We start from the raw sequence: 16133 nt of genomic DNA on the forward strand, positions 1-16133 counted from the left end.
AAAGGCCTTTCATCAGGAATATCCCCCGGAGGGACAAAAAATCTCACATAGAATAAAAAATTTTGGGGCGTCGTCCGGACGCCCCAAAACTCATTCCTTGCCCAACTGTCGGTAAACTGTAGCATACATGGCGATGATACAGGCCAGGCCACCCAGCACGTTGGAGATAGGCTCGGCCAGAAACACTCCGTCGGCTCCGAACCCCACCGCCGGCAGGATGAGGGTCAGGGGTGCTACAATAAAGGCTTTGCGAAGCAACGAGAAAAAAACGGCGTTTTTGGAGCGGCCCAGCCCCACAAAAACCGACTGGCCGATAAACTGAAAGGACATAAAGAAAAAGGTCGCAAAGTAGATACGGAAGGCCGGTATGCCCACGGAAATGAGATCGGGCTCATTGTTGAAGATGCGGATCAGAGGTTCAGGCAGCAGCATCACCACCGCCCAAACAGCAACGGAATAGCCCACCGTAAGTACGGTGGTAAAGCGGATGCCCTGCCGTACCCGCTGATACTGGCCTGCGCCGTAATTGTAGCCCAGTACCGGCTGGCATCCGTTGGTGATGCCCTGGACAGGCATGGTAATGATCTCCCGGATAGAATTGATCACCGTCATGACCCCTACATACAAATCGCCGCTGTAGGCCTCCAGAGATGCGTTACAGAGTACTTGGGCCAGGCTGTTGGTCATGGACATGACAAACCCGGAGGTACCCAGGCTCAGGATGCGCTTGACCCGCTCCGCCTTGAGTCGGAGGGCGGACATCCGCAGCTTAAGGATGGCCTTTTTCCCGGTGAGAAACTTCAACACCCACACAGCCGAGCAGGCTTGGGAGATCACGGTGGCCAGAGCGGCTCCCTTCACCCCCAGATCCATCAGAAAGATAAAGATCGGGTCCAGCACAATGTTGACCACTGCACCCACCGCCACCGTGATCATGCCCATGCGGCTGAAGCCCTGGGCGTTGATGAAGGGATTCATACCCAGACTGATCATAACAAAGAGGGTACCCAGGATGTAAATGGTGAGATAGTCGTTGGCATAGGGAAAGGTGACGTCGCTTGCCCCAAACAGATAGAGGATAGGCCGGCGGAACATGAGGCACAAAACAGTGAGGGCTGCACCGAACAGCAGCAGCAGGGAGAAGGAGTTGCCCATGATCTCTTCAGCCTCGTCGTTCTCCCCCCTGCCCCGACATATGGAACACAGGGGCGCGCCGCCCATACCGCACAGGTTGGCAAAGCCCATCAGGATGGAGATGATGGGCAGGCACAGGCCTAAACCGGTAAGAGACAGATGGCCCGGCAGCCGCCCTAAATACATACGGTCTACAATGTTGTAGAGGATATTGATCAGCTGCGCCACCGTCATGGGTACAGCCATGTAGATGATGTTCCGGGCCATGCTGCCCCTGGAAAAATCATTTTGCATCTTGGCTTGCGTGGCTGGTCACTTCCTCTCTTGCAATTTGGGCATATTTGGAGTATACCTATAGAAAACAAAAAGGCCCGCTGTATGTATCGGGTTTTGACGAATTTAGTATTATATTATACTCCAATTTAAGAGTACAGGCAATGGAAAGGAACTGATTTCTTTGACTCTGTTGGAACAGGCACAGGCCCTGGCGCCCCAGCTGCGGGCCATGAAAGACGATCTGCACCGCCATCCGGAGCTGAGTTTTCAGGAGAAACGCACCACCGGTATCCTGCAGGAGAAGCTGACCGCGCTTGGGCTGGAACTGATCGACCTGGGTATGGACACCGGCGTGGCAGCCCTGCTGCGTGGCAGCCGCCCCGGCAGGACGGTGGCCCTGCGGGCCGACATTGACGCCATCGCCCAGCAGGAGGCCCCCCACGACGGGGCGGTGTCCCAGTGCGCTGGGCTGATGCACGGCTGCGGCCATGACTTCCATACCGTGGGACTCTACGGCGCGGCCGAGTTGCTGGCGGGCCGGAAAGAGGAATTGGGGGGCAACGTGGTCTTTCTCTTCCAGCCCGCCGAGGAGATCACCCAGGGTGCCCAGGCCATGATCGACCACGGCCTGTGGGACAGGCTGCCTGCCAGACCTGATTGCCTCTTCGGCCTGCACAACCGGCCTGAGCTGCCCGCCGGACAAATTGCCGTCATGGAAGGGCCGGTGATGGCAGGCAAGAGTCATTTTGTGGTCACCCTCCACGGGGTCTCCGGCCACGGCGGCTCCCCGCACAAGTGTACCGACGTCATTGTGGCCGGAGCGGCGGTGGTCAACGCCCTGCAAACGGTGGTCAGCCGCAACACCGACCCGCTGGAGAGCGTGGTATGCTCGGTCCTCTCCATTCACGCCGGCACGCCGGACAATTTTGTTCCCGACACCCTCACCATGACGGGCAGCATCCGAGCCCACTCCCCTGCCGCCCATCGCCATGCGGAGCAGCGGCTGGAGGAACTGACCCTGGGGGTATCCGCCGCCTACGGCTGCACCGCCCAGGTGGAATTCCATCCCGGCGTACCCGCCACCATTAACTCCCCCGCCATGACCGCCCTGGCCCGAAAGGCCGCCCTGGCCCTGGTGGATGAGGCCCAGGTGGTCTCCCCCGCTCCCGACATGGGATCGGAGGACTTCGCCGTCTTTGGTCAGGACGTCCCCGCCTTCTTCTACTGGCTGGGTTCCGGCTTCCCCGGCCAGGCCAATCCCTGCTGGCACAATGAACATTTCCGCACCGACGACGACGCCCTGCCTCTGGCCGCCGCCCTGCTGGCCCAATCCGCTCTGGTGGGACTGGAAAACTGAATCTGCCGACGTAAAACAGCGGCACAGCTCCCCGATTTTTTGGGGAGCTGTGCCGCTTACATTTTGATCCATTACCCAACGTCAGCGGGGCAGACAGACCGCGCCGATAGCCCTGTATTGACGGGAAATCGAGCCGCATAGTTCGTTATAATATTTTAAGTAGTCTTTCTTTGCCTGGCGTTCCCGACTCTTCTGCTGCTGAAAATCCGCCCAGCGGGTACAGTTCTTGTGACACCCTTCGCAGTAGTCGGAACAGGTCGATTGACACGGAATCATGGCGGAAACCCCTTTCTTTGCCTGTCCGGGTATTTGCGCCCGGTGGTTCCATTGTATCGGGTTCTCCGCGCCCTTTCCATCAAGTTTTGGTAAAAGGATTTCAAAATATTGACCCAAATTTCCCGCACAACAGGTTCTTTTCGGGCCGTTGCGCGCCAATTTTACCGCCCCGCTTACAACCAGGTCTCGCCCCGGTCCGTCTTTCTGTAATCATGGGCCACAGAGGCCTCCAGGATCTCCCAATAAGCCCAGTGATCACGGGACACATCGGCAAAGGGGAACTGCGTATCCCGTTCCCCGGCCTCACGGCCCATCGCCTTGTTCAGGATTTTGACCGCCTCCCCGCGGGTCACGCTGCGCCCCGGCTGAAAGGTGCCGTCACTGCCGCCGGAGATCCATCCCTGGGCGGCGGCAAAGGCGATCTCCCTGGCCGCCCAGTATTCGGAAGGCACATCGGAGAAGCTATGGCTGCCGCCGGTTACCGTAAAGAAGGCGGTCACCATCTTCACCAGTTCCGCCCGGCGGACAGGCTGGGTGGGTCGGAAGGTCCCGTCCCCATAGCCCTGTACAATGCCGTATTTTTTGGCAAAGTGGACGTAGGAGCTGTACCAGTCGCCTGGGCTCACGTCGGAAAAGCCGCCGGTTCCCTCCTCAAAGCTGTAAAGCAGTTTTCCATTACGGTCAACCGCCAATCGGGCAAGCATGGTCACCACCTCGGCCCGGGTCAAAGATCCGTCAGGATGGAACCTCCCGTTGCTGCCCTGCACATAGGCCATATGATCCACTGTGTTCAGGGTCGCCTCCGGCTCTGCGGTATAAAACTCCTGATAAAGTTCCTTTAATTCCTGATTTTGCGCTAAAAATTGATACCGGAAGTGGACTTCTCCGTCTACCTGGGCAATGGTCTCGTTCAGCTCCAGCTGCTGCCGGATGGCCTCCACCCCATACCAAGGGCTGGAGGGATCGGTATTACCTGCCTGATAGTCGGCCATTCCGATGTAAAGTGAAACTCCTGTACCCTTCACCGTGTCCGCCCACCATTTCACGATGGTCTCATAGTCCATACTTTTATGACCCATATACCAGTAGACCTGGGGACAGATGTAGTCAATCCAGCCCTCTTTTACCCACTTCCGGCTATCGGCGTAGGCGGCGTAATAGCTCTCGTAACCGCCGGTGGTATTGGAACCCTGGGGCAGGCTGCTCCTGTCCGCCCACACGCCGGAAGGGCTGATGCCATAGGACAGGTCGGGGTCAATGGCGTGGAGCCGCTCCCCCAGTTCCTTCACCAGTTGGTTCACGTTGTCCCGGCGCCAGTCCCCGATGTCGGAGAAGCCGCTGCCGTACTTGGCGTAGGTATCGCCGTCGTCAAAGGCGGCGCCGGGATAGAAGTAATCGTCCAGATGGACGCCGTCAATGTCGTAGTGTTCCGCCAGCTCCTCGGCGCTCTGGATAATGTACTCCCGCACCTCGGGCAGGCCGGGATCAAAATAGAATTTGCCGTCGTACTCCACCACCCAGTCCGGATGGACTTTGGCCGGATGGTCGGCGGTCAGGCTGTCAAATTCCGACTGCCCGCCCTTGGTCACCCGGAAGGGGTTGATCCAGGCGTGAAGCTCCAGCCCCATCTCATGGGCCTTCTCCACCCAGTAGGCCAGGGGATCAAAGCCGTCTGCCGGGGCCTGGCCCTGCCGGCCCGTCAGGTCGGCGCTCCAGGGGTAGTAGCTGGAGGGATAGAGGGCGTCGGCGGAGGGCCGCACCTGTAAGATCACAGCTGTCATGCCCATATCGGCGCAGGTCTGCAAGATCTTGTCCGCGTCCGCCTTAAGTACCGCCGGGTCAGTGGTAGCCTTGCTGGGGTAATCCAGCCGGTACACCGTACTCACCCACACCGCCCGGAACTGATCCGGGTTTTTCACTTCGTTTTTCCCGGCGCTGGTCTGGGTGCGGATAGCCATGCCTGCCAGCGCCAGGGCGCCGATCAGCACAACGGCCACCACAAATTTCCATACTTTTGTCATTCAGGGTCTCCTTTGCTGGGGTCTAGTTTTCCTGCGCCGCGATCTGCTCCGCCAGGTCGTTGAGGTAGACCCAGCGTTCCATCTTCTCCTCCAGGGCGGCCTCCAACTGGGCCTGCCGCTCCTGAAGTTCCTGGAGCGCCACATAGTCGGTGGCTTTTGCGGCCTGCTCCGCCTGTACCCGGGCAATCTGCCCCTCCAGGGCGGCAATATCGTCGTCGATAGTCTCAAATTCCCGCTGCTCTTTGTAGCTGAATTTCAGCTTTTTGGGTGCGGCAGGGCGCTCCTTGCCCTTGTCGGCGGCGGGGATTTTGGGGGCTTTGGCCTTTTCCTCCGCCCGCTTGGCCGCCAGATACTCGGTGTAGCCGCCGGGATAGCCCTTTACGGCACCGTCCTCTTCCACGGCAAACACACGCCGCACCACCCGATCCAGGAAGTAGCGGTCATGGGATACGGTGATCACCGCGCCGGGGAAACGATCCAGATAGTCCTCCAGAATGGACAGCGTCTGGATATCCAGGTCGTTGGTGGGTTCGTCCAGTAGCAGCACATTGGGAGCGGCGGCCAATACGGCCAGCAGATAGAGCCGCCGCTTCTCCCCACCGGACAGCTTGCAGATGGGGGACCATTGCACCTCCGCCGGGAAGAGAAACTGCTCCAGCAGTTGGGAGGCCGTGAGCATCCCCTCTGCCGTCTCAATATGATTGCCGATCTCCTTGACATAGTCGATGACCCGTCTGTCCCCGTCCATATCCGGCACCTCCTGGCGGAAGTAGCCGAAGCGGACGGTCTCTCCCACCTCCACCGTGCCGGAATCGGGGGTCAGGACCCCCGCCATCAGGTTGAGCAGGGTGGACTTTCCGCTGCCGTTGGCGCCCACAATACCGATCCGGTCGTCCCGCAGAAGCATACAGTCAAACCCCCGGATCACCGTTCGGTCACCAAAGGCTTTGGACACGCCCCGCAGTTCCACCGTCTTTTTCCCTAGACGGCTGGAGCGGGCGGACAGTTCCAAGGTACTTTTTTCCGCGGGGCCGGTCTGGGCCTTTAGTGCCTCATACCGCTCCAGCCGTTCCCGGCTTTTGGTCCCCCGGGCGGTCGGCCCCTGCATCACCCACTGGTACTCCCGGCGGAGGATGGCCTGCCGCTTGCGCTCGCTGGCTTTCTCGCTCTCCAGCCGGGCCGCCTTCCGCTCCAGGTATTTGTCGTAATTTCCCTCGTAGGTGTAGAGGCTGCCCCCCTCCACCTCCACCAGTTTGGTCACAATACGCTCCAAAAAGTACCGGTCATGGGTAACCATCACCAGCGCACCCTTCCAACCTTTCAGATAATCCTCCAGCCAGTTCACCATTTGGTCGTCCAGGTGGTTGGTGGGCTCGTCCAGCAGCAGCACATCGCAGGGCCGGGCCAGTACCGCCGCCAGGGCCACCCGCCGACGCTCTCCGCCGGACAGCTGCCCCACCTTCTGGTCAAACCGGGATACCCCCAGCTGGTTCAGAATAGTCTTTGCCTCATATTCCGCCAAGGCCCGGTCCTCCCCCTCCAGCCCCAGCAGCACCTGCTCCAGCACGGTGTGTTCCCCGGGAAATACCGGGTCCTGGGGTAAATAGGACAGGCGCATGTTGGGGTCGGGCCGCACGGTGCCTCCATCCGGCTCCTCCGCCCCCGCCAGCAGCCGCAGCAACGTGGATTTCCCGCAGCCGTTGGTCCCAATAACGCCGGTCTTGTCCCCCGGCTCCACATAAAACGAAACAGAGTCCAGCAGGCTGCGGGTCCCGTAGGTCTTGGTCAGTTGTTCCGCCGATAACAGCATAGCGTTCCCTCGCTTTGTTGATGTCCCATTCAGTATAACGGAAAGAATCCAAAAAGAAAAGCCCCGGAGGCCCTTGACAAGCAACCGTATTACTCATATAATACAGTTGAAAACCGTATTAGTTATGTAATACACTTTGGACAGGAGGTGAAGCGCCATGCTCTCCTTTTCCCGCTTTGTTCCGGAGGAGGGGCTGCCCATCTATTTGCAGATCATCCGCCATGTCAAGCGGGGCATTGCCGCCGGGACAGTACAGGGGGGCGACGAGCTGCCCTCCCGCCGGATGCTGTCGGCCCAGCTGGGTGTAAACCCCAACACGGTGCAGAAGGCCTATCGTCTGCTGGAGGAGGAGGGGCTCATCGCCTCCCGCTCGGGGGCCAAGAGTGAGGTGGTTCTCTCTCCAGGCACGGTGGAACAGGTACGAAACCAACTGTTGGAACAGGAGGCGGGGCTGCTGGTACAAGCCCTGCGGCAGGCGGGGCTGGATAAAGAGGCCGCGGTGGCCCTGCTGGAACGACTTTGGGAGGAAACAAAGGAGGAAACGCCATGAATCGCTATCTGACTGCCCTGGCCCCCGCCGCCCGGCTGGCGGTCTGGAAAACCCTGCTCATTGCCCTGGGGGCCGCCGCCGTCCAGGCCGTCCTCTTCTTCCTTGTCCTGTCCCACTGGGGCGGAGAAGCACCCCCTATTTTGGAATCCCTGATCCAGGAAGGGCGTCTGTCTCTGGCCTTTGCCGCCGGGCTGCTGATCCTGTGCGCCATCCTTATCCTGCCCGGCTGGGACAAAGGGGCAAAGACCAGCTACACCCTCCGGCGGCTGGCGGTAAACGAGGGAAAGCTCTCTCTGCTGTGGGGGGTGCAGAACGCACTGCTGCTCTTTTTCTACTGGGTGTGCCAGTTGGCGGCGGCACTGATCCTCTGCCAGAGCTTCCTTGCCTCCGCCGACCCCGCTACCGTCAACCACCAGTCCCTGTTTCTGGCCTGCTACCGCAGTCCTTATCTCCACAGCCTGCTGCCTTTGGCGGACTGGCTGGTGCTGCTGCGCAACCTGAGCGGGTGCCTGGTGTTGGGACTGGCAGCGTCCGCCTTCTCCTTCCACCGGCGGCACGGGCGCAATAACCTGCTGATCCTCCCCCTGGCGGTGGTGGCAGCCGTGGGCTTCCCCGTCTACGCCGGCAATCCCGTACTCTCTCTCGGCGCCACGGTGATCTTTCTGCTGCTCTGCTTCTATTTCTGGAAAAGCGTCACGGGGGTGCATGAGGATGAGGAGTAAGCTGGCTAGAGGCCTGGCCCAGCTCTTCCCCGCCGGCTGGCCCTGGCAGACCACGGTGGAAGTGACTCTATGCGCGCTTCTGGTGTCCTGGTGTTCCGCTGTTCTTTGCTTTCTGATCCACTTTGACCGGGCTAAAATCCCCCTCTACAGCTCCCTCTCCGAACGCATTCTGGATGGGCATACCCATATTGTCCCCTTCGCCGAAATTTTTGGCCGGGGCCTGCTGGGGTTCTGGATCGTGGCTCTGTGCCTGGTACTGCTCCCCCTCTTCCATTTTCTCTGGCACTGGCAGGGGAGCAAAAGCATCTACCTGATGCGGCGGCTCCCCCGGCGGCGGGAGCTGTATATCCGCTGTCTGGCGGGGCCGGCGGTACTGCTGGTCCTGACGGTATTGGCCGCCGCTTTGTCCCTGCTGATTTGTGTTTTAAATTATCTGTCTCTCCCGGCGGGCCATCTGCCGGAGGATCCGTGGGCCGGAATGGGAGGTATCTTATGCTGGTTTTAAATGATGTGAAAAAGACCTATCTGAAAGGCGAAGAGGCTCTACAGGGGGTAAGCCTGTCCCTGGGCCCCGGAGAGATCGTGGGCCTGTTCGGGGAGAACGGGGCCGGCAAGACCACCCTGATGAAGTGCATCCTGGGCCTGCTGCGGTATCAGGGGGAGATCACCCTGGACGGGGATCCCATCACCCCCAAAAATATTGCCCGGATCTCCTTCGCCACCTGCGAACACTCCTATTTCCCCGCCCTCTCCGCCGCCGCCCACCGGGATTTTTATCGGGAACACTTCCCTGCCTTCCGGGAAAAGCGGTTTACCGCCCTGATGGACTTCTTCCAGCTACCCCTGAACAAGACCATCCGCAGCTTTTCCACCGGCCAGAAGAATCAATTTGAAGTGATCCTGGCCCTGTGCCAGGGGGCGGACTACATTTTGATGGATGAACCCTTTGCCGGCAACGACATCTTCAACCGGGAGGATTTTTACAAGGTGCTGCTGGGCATCCTGGAGCCCAATGAAACCATTCTGCTGTCTACCCACCTGCTGGAGGAGGTGCAGCATTTCATCGGCCGGGCCGTCCTGCTCCATCAGGGCCGGATCGCAGGAGACATGGCCACCTCCCAGCTGGAGGACGAGGGACGCAGTCTGATGGATTATGTGAAGGAGACTTACCGCTACCAGGCTGACCGGGTCAGCAAGGCCCTGGATCAGCTGACCGACCAGAAGGAGTGAGACCATGAAACGCGCCTCTATTTTGGTTTTGCTGCTGGCCCTGTTATCCGCTGCCGCACTCACCGGAACCTCCATCGCCGTCCAGTGGAAAGGCAGTTCCGTCACCGTGGAGGCCGAGGCCCTGGCCGGGGATCCGGCGGCGGCGGAGGGGTTGGAGTTATCCCTGCCCGTCTACTGCCAGAACGCTATGCTGTGGGAACTGACTGTACCCGCCGCCCAGCCGAGGGACACCGACAGCCGCTTTGGATTTTCCTCTTTTGGTCTGCGCAACGCCCAATTCAACCTGCTCAATCTTGCCAGTCCCTATCCAGTGGTTCGTTCCGTCGCCGGAACCCCGGACACCCTGAAAATCGAGATCCCCTTGGGCAGCAGTTCTTACTGGGAGGAGGCCGTCCAGCTGGTGTCCGATGAGACCCCCGCCGGGGAGGAGCGCACCCGGCAGATCCATCTGGCGGAGGTCTATGACGCCTGGCCCATGAGGGTCTATCTGGAGGGGAACGGCATCTGGAACCAGCCTGTGGGCCAGACCTTTGCGGACTACTTCTCCATTCCCATCCCCCAGGACTATCAGGTGAAGATCACGGTCATAAAGAATGAACGGGGCAAGGAGACCGGCATTTACATAGAGAATGACCCACAGTGCAGCCTGGAATGCACCGTTGACACGGTGGAGATCGACGACGCCATTCTCTTCCTCCTGAAGGTTCGCTACTTCAGCTGGGAGAGCTACCAGGAATTTTCTGCCGACGGCAGCGCCATTCCCGGCGGCTGGGGGATCTACCGCCTGACCACCAACGAGGACAAAACCGAGGGCAGCCTGGAGACCCTCTTCTCCCTGCCGGAGGGCAGCATGGCCCAGCAGTTCTGGGCCAGTGAGGATGGCTCCACCCTCTTCCTGCTCACCGTGGAGGAGGGCGTCCTCCGGCTGCGGATCTTTGACCGGAACATGGCGCTGCTGGACACCCAGGACCTGATGCCCGCCGGGGAAGAGGCTCCCTTCTACGATCTGCTGCAGGGGGAGGACTTCTTTATGGCCGTTGTTGCTGACAAGGACCGGTTCCGTTTCACGGTGGTGGAAGGTCAGGACGGGGCCTGGACTGCCGCCTTCTCCGCCCACACCCTGACCCAGGAGCAGTCCGGCTACTCCTTCTACTCCAAAGACGGCTATGGAGCAAACTTGCTGGGCGTGGATTATGCTCAGGACCGGCTGGCGGTGTGCGCCACCAACCACGACCTGGAGCCCGGCTTCTATCTGTCGGTGTATGATCAGGAGGGGCTGGCCTACCTAGGGCTCTATACCACCTCCCTTCACCCCAAGGCGCTGGTCCCTCTGAGGACCGACCTGGGTATGGAATTTGGAGAAACTCCCTTCGACACCCTGTCCCCCAGCATCCGCTGGCAAGGAGGCACAGAGAAAGGAGGCACATCATGAGGCGCAGTTTTGGCCTGATTCTTCTTTTGGCCCTGCTGGGCGCCGGGCTGCTGGCAGGCGGCTCCTTTGCCGTACAGCGCCAGGGCGATCAGGTGGTTGTCACCGCTGAGACGCTGGCAGGCGCCCCGTCGGCGGCGGAGGGGCTTACGGTAAACCTTCCCCTGGTGCGAGGGAACTGCCTGCACTGGGACATCTCCTTCCCGGAGGATTATGAGGTGTCCCTCACCATTGCCAAAGATGACACCGGCGACATCTCCTCCCTGACGGTATCCAGCGACCCGCGGTACCAATACCAGGCGGAAGGCTGGAGCGCGGACACCCCCCAGGGGCTGCTCTTTACCTTCTGCAACTATTACGAGGACTTTGAAAACACCCAGCAGGTCCGTCTGATGGACGGCAGCTCCATCCCCGGCGGCTGGGGAATCTACCGTCTGACCGTGGATGAGGCCAGGGGACGGGGCAGCGTGGAGGCCGTGTACACTCTGCCGGAGGGCATCCAGATACTGGACTTTCGGGGCGTCGATGACAGCTCCGCCTTCTTCCTGCTGACCCGGGAGGCGGACATCCTGCGCCTACGGGTCTTTGACAGCCAGCCGGCCCTGCAAACCACCATCGACCTGTTCTCCATGAAGGAGGGCGAACGCTATATACAGCTCTATCAGGGAGACGATTTCCTGATCCCCATGCTCTATGGCGATGACTCCGGCAGCTGGCGGCTGGCAGTGGTGGCTTCCGGCTCCCAGGGTTGGCAGCTGGACTTTACTGCCGATCTGGAAGAGCAGATCGCACTTGGCTGCCACAATCTGACCGATTCCGCCCTGTCTATGGACTACCAGGACGGGCGGCTGGCCATCCGCGGCGCTCACCAGAGGCCCGGCTTCTATCTGGCGGTCTACTCCCAGGCGGGACTGGAGTACCTGGGCGTCTGCGCCACCTCCCTGGCCCCTCCCGCCGTCCAGGATACCATCGCGGACTACGAGGGTCAGGGTTACTACGCCCTGGCCCAGGGGAGCCCCCTCCCCCTGGTGGACTGGTCGGAAACTGCCTCTTGACAAAACCGGGCGGTTCGGCTAGAATGGATGAAAATCAAATCCCAGAACAGGCAATGATGGGAAGAAGGCACGTCCCGTCCCGCTCAGAGAACCGGTGGTTGGTGCGAACCGGCGTGGGAAAGCGTGCGGATACTGATCCCGGAGCCGCCTGCCTGAAGCATCGGTTGTAGGGCAGGCCGTCACGGCCACGTTACCGGCCGGGGCCTTGTTGGAGGCCGTGAGCGTCCGCCGGTGACGGCGGGCGGAAGCAGGGTGGTACCGCGTAATTTACGCCCCTGACCAGAATCTGGTCAGGGGCGTTTTTCGTACTCTGGCCCAAGGAGGAATTTTTGTTATGAAACCTGCACAGGAAAAGTACATCCCCTTCGTTCCCCTGAAAATGGAGCGTCGCGCCTGGCCCGACAAGGAGCTGAAAGCGCCCCCTATCTGGTGTTCCGTAGACCTGCGGGACGGCAACCAGGCCCTCATTGATCCCATGAACGTGGAGGAAAAGCTGGAGCTGTTCCACACCCTGGTGGACATCGGCGTCAAGGAAATCGAAGTGGGCTTCCCCTCCGCCTCCGAGACCGAGTATGAATTCATCCGCACCCTCATCGAGGGGGGCCATATCCCCGACGACGTGACCATCCAGGTGCTGGTCCAGGCCAGAGAACATCTGATCCGTAAGACTTTTGAGGCCATCGACGGGGCTAAGCACGTCATCTTCCACTTCTACAACTCCACCTCCACCCTCCAGCGGAAGGTGGTGTTCCACACCGACGTAGCCGGCGTCACCAAAATCGCTGTAGACGCCGCTCAGCTCATCCGGGAGCTGAGCCAGCCCGCCATTGACGCCGGCATGGACCTCCGGTACGAATACTCCCCCGAGTCCTTCATGGGCACCGAGATGGATGCCGCCGTGGAGATCTGCCAGGCGGTCATTGAGGCCATCGGTGCCACCCCCGACCACAAGATCATCCTCAATCTGCCCACCACGGTGGAGAACTGTATGCCCAACTACTTCGCCGATGAGATCGAGTACTTTATCAGCAAGCTGCCCAGCCGGGAGTGCGCCATCATCTCCCTCCACCCCCACAACGACCGGGGCGAGGGTGTGGCCACCGCGGAAATGGGTCTGCTGGCAGGGGCCGAGCGCGTGGAGGCCACCCTCTTCGGCAACGGCGAGCGCACCGGCAATGTGGATATGGTCACCCTGGCTCTCAACCTGTACACTCAGGGCGTGGACCCCAAGCTGGACTTCTCCAACATCAATAAGATCCGGGACGTATATGAGAAGGTCACCAAGATGAAGATCGGCGAGCGGCAGCCCTATGTGGGCGAGCTGGTGTTCACCGCCTTCTCCGGCTCCCACCAGGACGCCATCAACAAGGGTACCCGCTACATGGAGGAGAGCGGCACCGAATACTGGGAGGTGCCCTACCTGCCCATCGATCCCGCCGACGTGGGGCGACAGTATGAACCCATCATCCGCATCAACTCCCAGTCGGGCAAGGGCGGCTCCGCCTTCGTCATGCAGCACTCCTTCGGCTTTGACCTGCCCAAGGCCATGCACCCCGAGTTCGGCCACATCGTCCAGGTGGAGACCGACCGGGTGGGCAAGGAACTCAAGCCGGAGGCCATCTACGACCTGTTCAAGACCCATTATATTGACGCCACAAAGCCCTACGAGATGGTGCGCCACTCCTTTGCCGAATTTACCGACGAGGAAGGTCACTCCCACGTCACCTTTGCCGGCACCCTGCGGCACGCCGATACGCTGTTCCAGGTTCAGGGTTCGGGCAACGGACCTATCGACGCCTTCTTTAACGCCATCCACGGCCAGAAGATGGACCGCTTCACTTTCATCGACTACAAGGAACACGCCATTAAGCAGGGTTCCGACTCCCAGGCCGTGGCCTACATCCACCTCCAGGATGAAAAGGGCAAGGACTGGTTCGGCGTGGGTATGAGCCACAACATCAACCTGGCCCCCCTCAAGGGCATCCTGTCCGCCATCAACCGGGCCGTCAACCACGACGGTCTGTAACAAACCTTCCCAGCACAAATAGTAAAGCGGTCCCGCCGGTTGATCGGCGGGACCGCTTTTTCAGTTCTCTTATGCGTCGTGATGGTGACCGCCGCAGTGGTGGTCATGGTGATGTTCATGCTCATGGTCATGATGATGGCAGACGGCGTCTGTGGATTTCAGTTCTCCCTTCAGGTACTGCTCCACCGCGGCGCGGGCATCGCCCTGGACGCCCATCATGATCTGAATCTTGCGCTGCTGGAACAGAGATACGGCGTGAGCCCCCATACCGCCTGCAATCACGACCTCCACTCCCATATCACCCAGGAAGTTGGGCAGGAAGCCGGGCTTATGTTCGGGGTTGGGTACCAACTCCTCACCGGTGATCTGGCCGTTCTCCGCCGTATAGATGCGAAAATGCTCACAATGACCAAAATGGCCTCCTACCTCTGTTCCCACGCTGGCAACTGCAATTTTCATGCCCTGATGCTTCCTTTCCTGGCATATGCCATCTATTTAATGCTATCATACACCCGTTTCCGGCATATGTCAATATTCTAGTCCCGTTGAAACAGGTGTGGGGCGCCGCTGACGCGGCGCCCCACAAGGCAACACATATTATGATTTGAGATCTGTCAGGCAGATGTTCAGGTCCACCCGGCCTTCAATCCCATTGACCGATCCGCTGCTGGAGTACTGCCACATATCATAGTAATAGGGAAATGTGGTGGGAGCCCAGCCGCTGGTATAGTGGGCCAGCCAGAAGGGATACTCCTGAAGCTGAGAGAGGTCAAAGCCCTTATTGACCAGATAGGGATTACTGTAGGCCATCGGCTGGTACCCGGCGCTCTGGATCACCCGGTTAAACACCTTGGTGCAATCAATGATTTCCTGGTACGTCATATTGTAGGTACGGCTGCTGCTGTCGCTGATGTACTCCCAGTCAAACACCACCGGGTAGGTGACATCATATCCTTCAATCCACTCCAGCGTCTGGTAGGCCTCTTCCAGTGCTTCCTCCTCATTGATTGCCTGAGAGAAGAAATAGACACCTACATCAATACCCACACGGGCGGCGTTTTCCATGTTATAGTCGAAATAGGAGTCCTGGACGATCCTGCCCACCGTATAGCCCCGGTATCCCGCACGAATGATGGCGAAATCCACACCGGACTCGGCCACCAGATCCCAGTCGATCCTACCCTGGTGAGAGGAAACGTCGATCCCTACATAGCTCTCCGCATCTCCGGCATAGCTGAGAAAACCATCCTCATTGACAAAAAACGCCTCGCTGTCATAGGGGTTGGGCGGAACAGGGGTGGGTGTTGGCGTGGGTTCCGGCGTGGGGCTTTCACTGGGGGTCGGTTCCGGCTCAGGGCTTTCACTGGGCGTTGGGGACGGCGTAGGGGTGGGTGTCGGTGTCGGCGTCGGAGTCGGCGTGGGGGTGGGTGTCGGCGTCGGCGTGGGGGTTGGCGTGGGCTCCGGCTGGCTGTTCTGGTCGTAGCGGGTCAGGATGACCGCCGTCTCCGCCCGTGTGGCCTGGCCAGAGGGATCAAAACGATTGCCAGGCTTACCGCTGATGACCTGATCGGCCTGGGCCCAGTCCACCGCAGATACCGCCCAGGACGAGATCTCATCGGCATCGGCATAGGGTGTGCCGGCACTGGCGGCAGGGCTGCCGGCATAGCGCCACAAAATGGTGGCCACCTGCTCCCGGGTCACCGGGTCGTTGGTACCAAAAGTCTGACTGCTGTAACCGGTTACATAGCCGCTCTGCTGGGCCCACAGCACTGCATTCGAGTACCAGGCATTGGCCTCTGTATCGGTAAAGCCGTCCTGTCCGCTCACAGCCGGGCTGCCGGCCATGCGATAAAGTACCGTAGCCAGCATGGCACGGCTCATGGAAAGTTCAGGGGCAAACAAGCTGCTGGAAACACCGCTCATCAAGCCATTGTCATATACATAGGATACCGCGCCGGCATACCACACGCCGGGGGTTACGTCTGTAAACGTGTTACCAATTCCGGCAGCCGGAACGGTTCCAACAGATATGGGAAGCACAGCCGCCAGCAATGTGCCTGCCAGCAGCCGGGATGCAGTTCTCTTTTTCACGATGGGTTTTCCTTTCTCTCCGGGGGTTTTCGGCCTTACCGCCGAATCTCACTTTTATAGCATAACAGAAATCCTCTTGTTCGGCAAGTTTCGATCTTAACTTTTACAAAATTAGCAGAAATGACACATTCCTTCGTCTATAATGTTTCGTATAGT

Annotated in this window: 13 protein-coding genes and 1 other annotated feature; of the genes, 8 read left to right on the plus strand and 5 right to left on the minus strand. The window is 59.7% G+C overall.

Annotation, left to right across the window (positions count from 1 at the left end; translation table 11 throughout):
- Positions 1 to 90: 90 nt before the first annotated feature.
- Positions 91 to 1401: an MATE family efflux transporter gene (locus tag Q0K43_RS00335; protein WP_297288578.1), complete on the minus strand. Its 1311-nt coding sequence runs from the start codon at positions 1399 to 1401 to the stop codon at positions 91 to 93.
- 190 nt (positions 1402 to 1591) lie between these two features.
- Between Q0K43_RS00335 and Q0K43_RS00340 the strand changes: the two genes are divergently transcribed.
- On the plus strand, positions 1592 to 2767 hold the full coding sequence (locus Q0K43_RS00340; RefSeq protein ID WP_297288579.1) for a M20 metallopeptidase family protein: 1176 nt from the start codon (positions 1592 to 1594) through the stop codon (positions 2765 to 2767).
- A gap of 449 nt (positions 2768 to 3216) precedes the next feature.
- Here Q0K43_RS00340 and Q0K43_RS00345 read toward each other — a convergent pair whose 3' ends face one another.
- Together Q0K43_RS00345 and Q0K43_RS00350 are read right to left on the minus strand one after the other, a co-directional pair.
- Positions 3217 to 5064, minus strand: a complete 1848-nt coding sequence (locus Q0K43_RS00345; RefSeq protein ID WP_297288580.1) for a family 10 glycosylhydrolase — start codon at positions 5062 to 5064, stop codon at positions 3217 to 3219.
- Between the two features lie 22 nt (positions 5065 to 5086).
- On the minus strand, positions 5087 to 6874 hold the full coding sequence (locus Q0K43_RS00350) for an ABC-F family ATP-binding cassette domain-containing protein (RefSeq protein ID WP_297288581.1): 1788 nt from the start codon (positions 6872 to 6874) through the stop codon (positions 5087 to 5089).
- A gap of 157 nt (positions 6875 to 7031) precedes the next feature.
- On the opposite strand from Q0K43_RS00350, the gene Q0K43_RS00355 reads away from it, so the two are divergent.
- From Q0K43_RS00355 to leuA, 7 genes are all read left to right on the plus strand, one after another.
- A complete protein-coding gene (locus Q0K43_RS00355; protein ID WP_297288582.1) occupies positions 7032 to 7424 on the plus strand; it encodes a GntR family transcriptional regulator in 393 nt (130 codons plus the stop codon).
- Entirely contained in the window at positions 7421 to 8146 is a 726-nt protein-coding gene (locus Q0K43_RS00360) for a hypothetical protein (protein WP_297288583.1), read from the plus strand. The genes Q0K43_RS00355 and Q0K43_RS00360 overlap by 4 nt, the downstream gene beginning before the upstream one ends.
- On the plus strand, positions 8136 to 8651 hold the full coding sequence (locus Q0K43_RS00365) for a hypothetical protein (protein WP_297288584.1): 516 nt from the start codon (positions 8136 to 8138) through the stop codon (positions 8649 to 8651). Before Q0K43_RS00360 ends, Q0K43_RS00365 begins: the two co-directional genes overlap by 11 nt.
- Positions 8639 to 9376, plus strand: a complete 738-nt coding sequence (locus Q0K43_RS00370) for an ATP-binding cassette domain-containing protein (protein WP_297288585.1) — start codon at positions 8639 to 8641, stop codon at positions 9374 to 9376. The genes Q0K43_RS00365 and Q0K43_RS00370 overlap by 13 nt, the downstream gene beginning before the upstream one ends.
- Positions 9377 to 9380: 4 nt before the next feature.
- Positions 9381 to 10808: a hypothetical protein gene (locus tag Q0K43_RS00375; protein ID WP_297288586.1), complete on the plus strand. Its 1428-nt coding sequence runs from the start codon at positions 9381 to 9383 to the stop codon at positions 10806 to 10808.
- Positions 10805 to 11860, plus strand: coding sequence for a hypothetical protein (locus Q0K43_RS00380; protein WP_297288587.1), 1056 nt, complete (start codon positions 10805 to 10807; stop codon positions 11858 to 11860). Before Q0K43_RS00375 ends, Q0K43_RS00380 begins: the two co-directional genes overlap by 4 nt.
- Positions 11861 to 11904: 44 nt before the next feature.
- Positions 11905 to 12140: a binding site (T-box leader), on the plus strand.
- A 54-nt stretch (positions 12141 to 12194) separates the two neighbouring features.
- Complete coding sequence (gene leuA / locus Q0K43_RS00385; protein WP_297288588.1) at positions 12195 to 13886, plus strand: 2-isopropylmalate synthase; 1692 nt, start codon at positions 12195 to 12197, stop codon at positions 13884 to 13886.
- A 69-nt stretch (positions 13887 to 13955) separates the two neighbouring features.
- Here leuA and Q0K43_RS00390 read toward each other — a convergent pair whose 3' ends face one another.
- On the minus strand, positions 13956 to 14345 hold the full coding sequence (locus tag Q0K43_RS00390; RefSeq protein WP_297288589.1) for a NifB/NifX family molybdenum-iron cluster-binding protein: 390 nt from the start codon (positions 14343 to 14345) through the stop codon (positions 13956 to 13958).
- Positions 14346 to 14483: 138 nt separating this feature from the next.
- Positions 14484 to 15977: an S-layer homology domain-containing protein gene (locus tag Q0K43_RS00395; RefSeq protein ID WP_297288590.1), complete on the minus strand. Its 1494-nt coding sequence runs from the start codon at positions 15975 to 15977 to the stop codon at positions 14484 to 14486.
- Positions 15978 to 16133 lie beyond the last annotated feature (156 nt).

The sequence above is a fragment of the uncultured Flavonifractor sp. genome (assembly GCF_944383115.1).
Classification (GTDB): domain Bacteria; phylum Bacillota; class Clostridia; order Oscillospirales; family Oscillospiraceae; genus Flavonifractor.

Coding starts and splice junctions, on each gene's coding strand:
- Q0K43_RS00335 (WP_297288578.1), bottom strand. CDS start 1,401: ATGGCCCGGAACATCATCTACATGGCTGTACCCATGACGGTGGCGCAG.
- Q0K43_RS00345 (WP_297288580.1), bottom strand. CDS start 5,064: ATGACAAAAGTATGGAAATTTGTGGTGGCCGTTGTGCTGATCGGCGCC.
- Q0K43_RS00350 (WP_297288581.1), bottom strand. CDS start 6,874: ATGCTGTTATCGGCGGAACAACTGACCAAGACCTACGGGACCCGCAGC.
- Q0K43_RS00355 (WP_297288582.1), top strand. CDS start 7,032: ATGCTCTCCTTTTCCCGCTTTGTTCCGGAGGAGGGGCTGCCCATCTAT.
- Q0K43_RS00360 (WP_297288583.1), top strand. CDS start 7,421: ATGAATCGCTATCTGACTGCCCTGGCCCCCGCCGCCCGGCTGGCGGTC.
- Q0K43_RS00365 (WP_297288584.1), top strand. CDS start 8,136: ATGAGGAGTAAGCTGGCTAGAGGCCTGGCCCAGCTCTTCCCCGCCGGC.
- Q0K43_RS00370 (WP_297288585.1), top strand. CDS start 8,639: ATGCTGGTTTTAAATGATGTGAAAAAGACCTATCTGAAAGGCGAAGAG.
- Q0K43_RS00375 (WP_297288586.1), top strand. CDS start 9,381: ATGAAACGCGCCTCTATTTTGGTTTTGCTGCTGGCCCTGTTATCCGCT.
- Q0K43_RS00380 (WP_297288587.1), top strand. CDS start 10,805: ATGAGGCGCAGTTTTGGCCTGATTCTTCTTTTGGCCCTGCTGGGCGCC.
- leuA (WP_297288588.1), top strand. CDS start 12,195: ATGAAACCTGCACAGGAAAAGTACATCCCCTTCGTTCCCCTGAAAATG.
- Q0K43_RS00390 (WP_297288589.1), bottom strand. CDS start 14,345: ATGAAAATTGCAGTTGCCAGCGTGGGAACAGAGGTAGGAGGCCATTTT.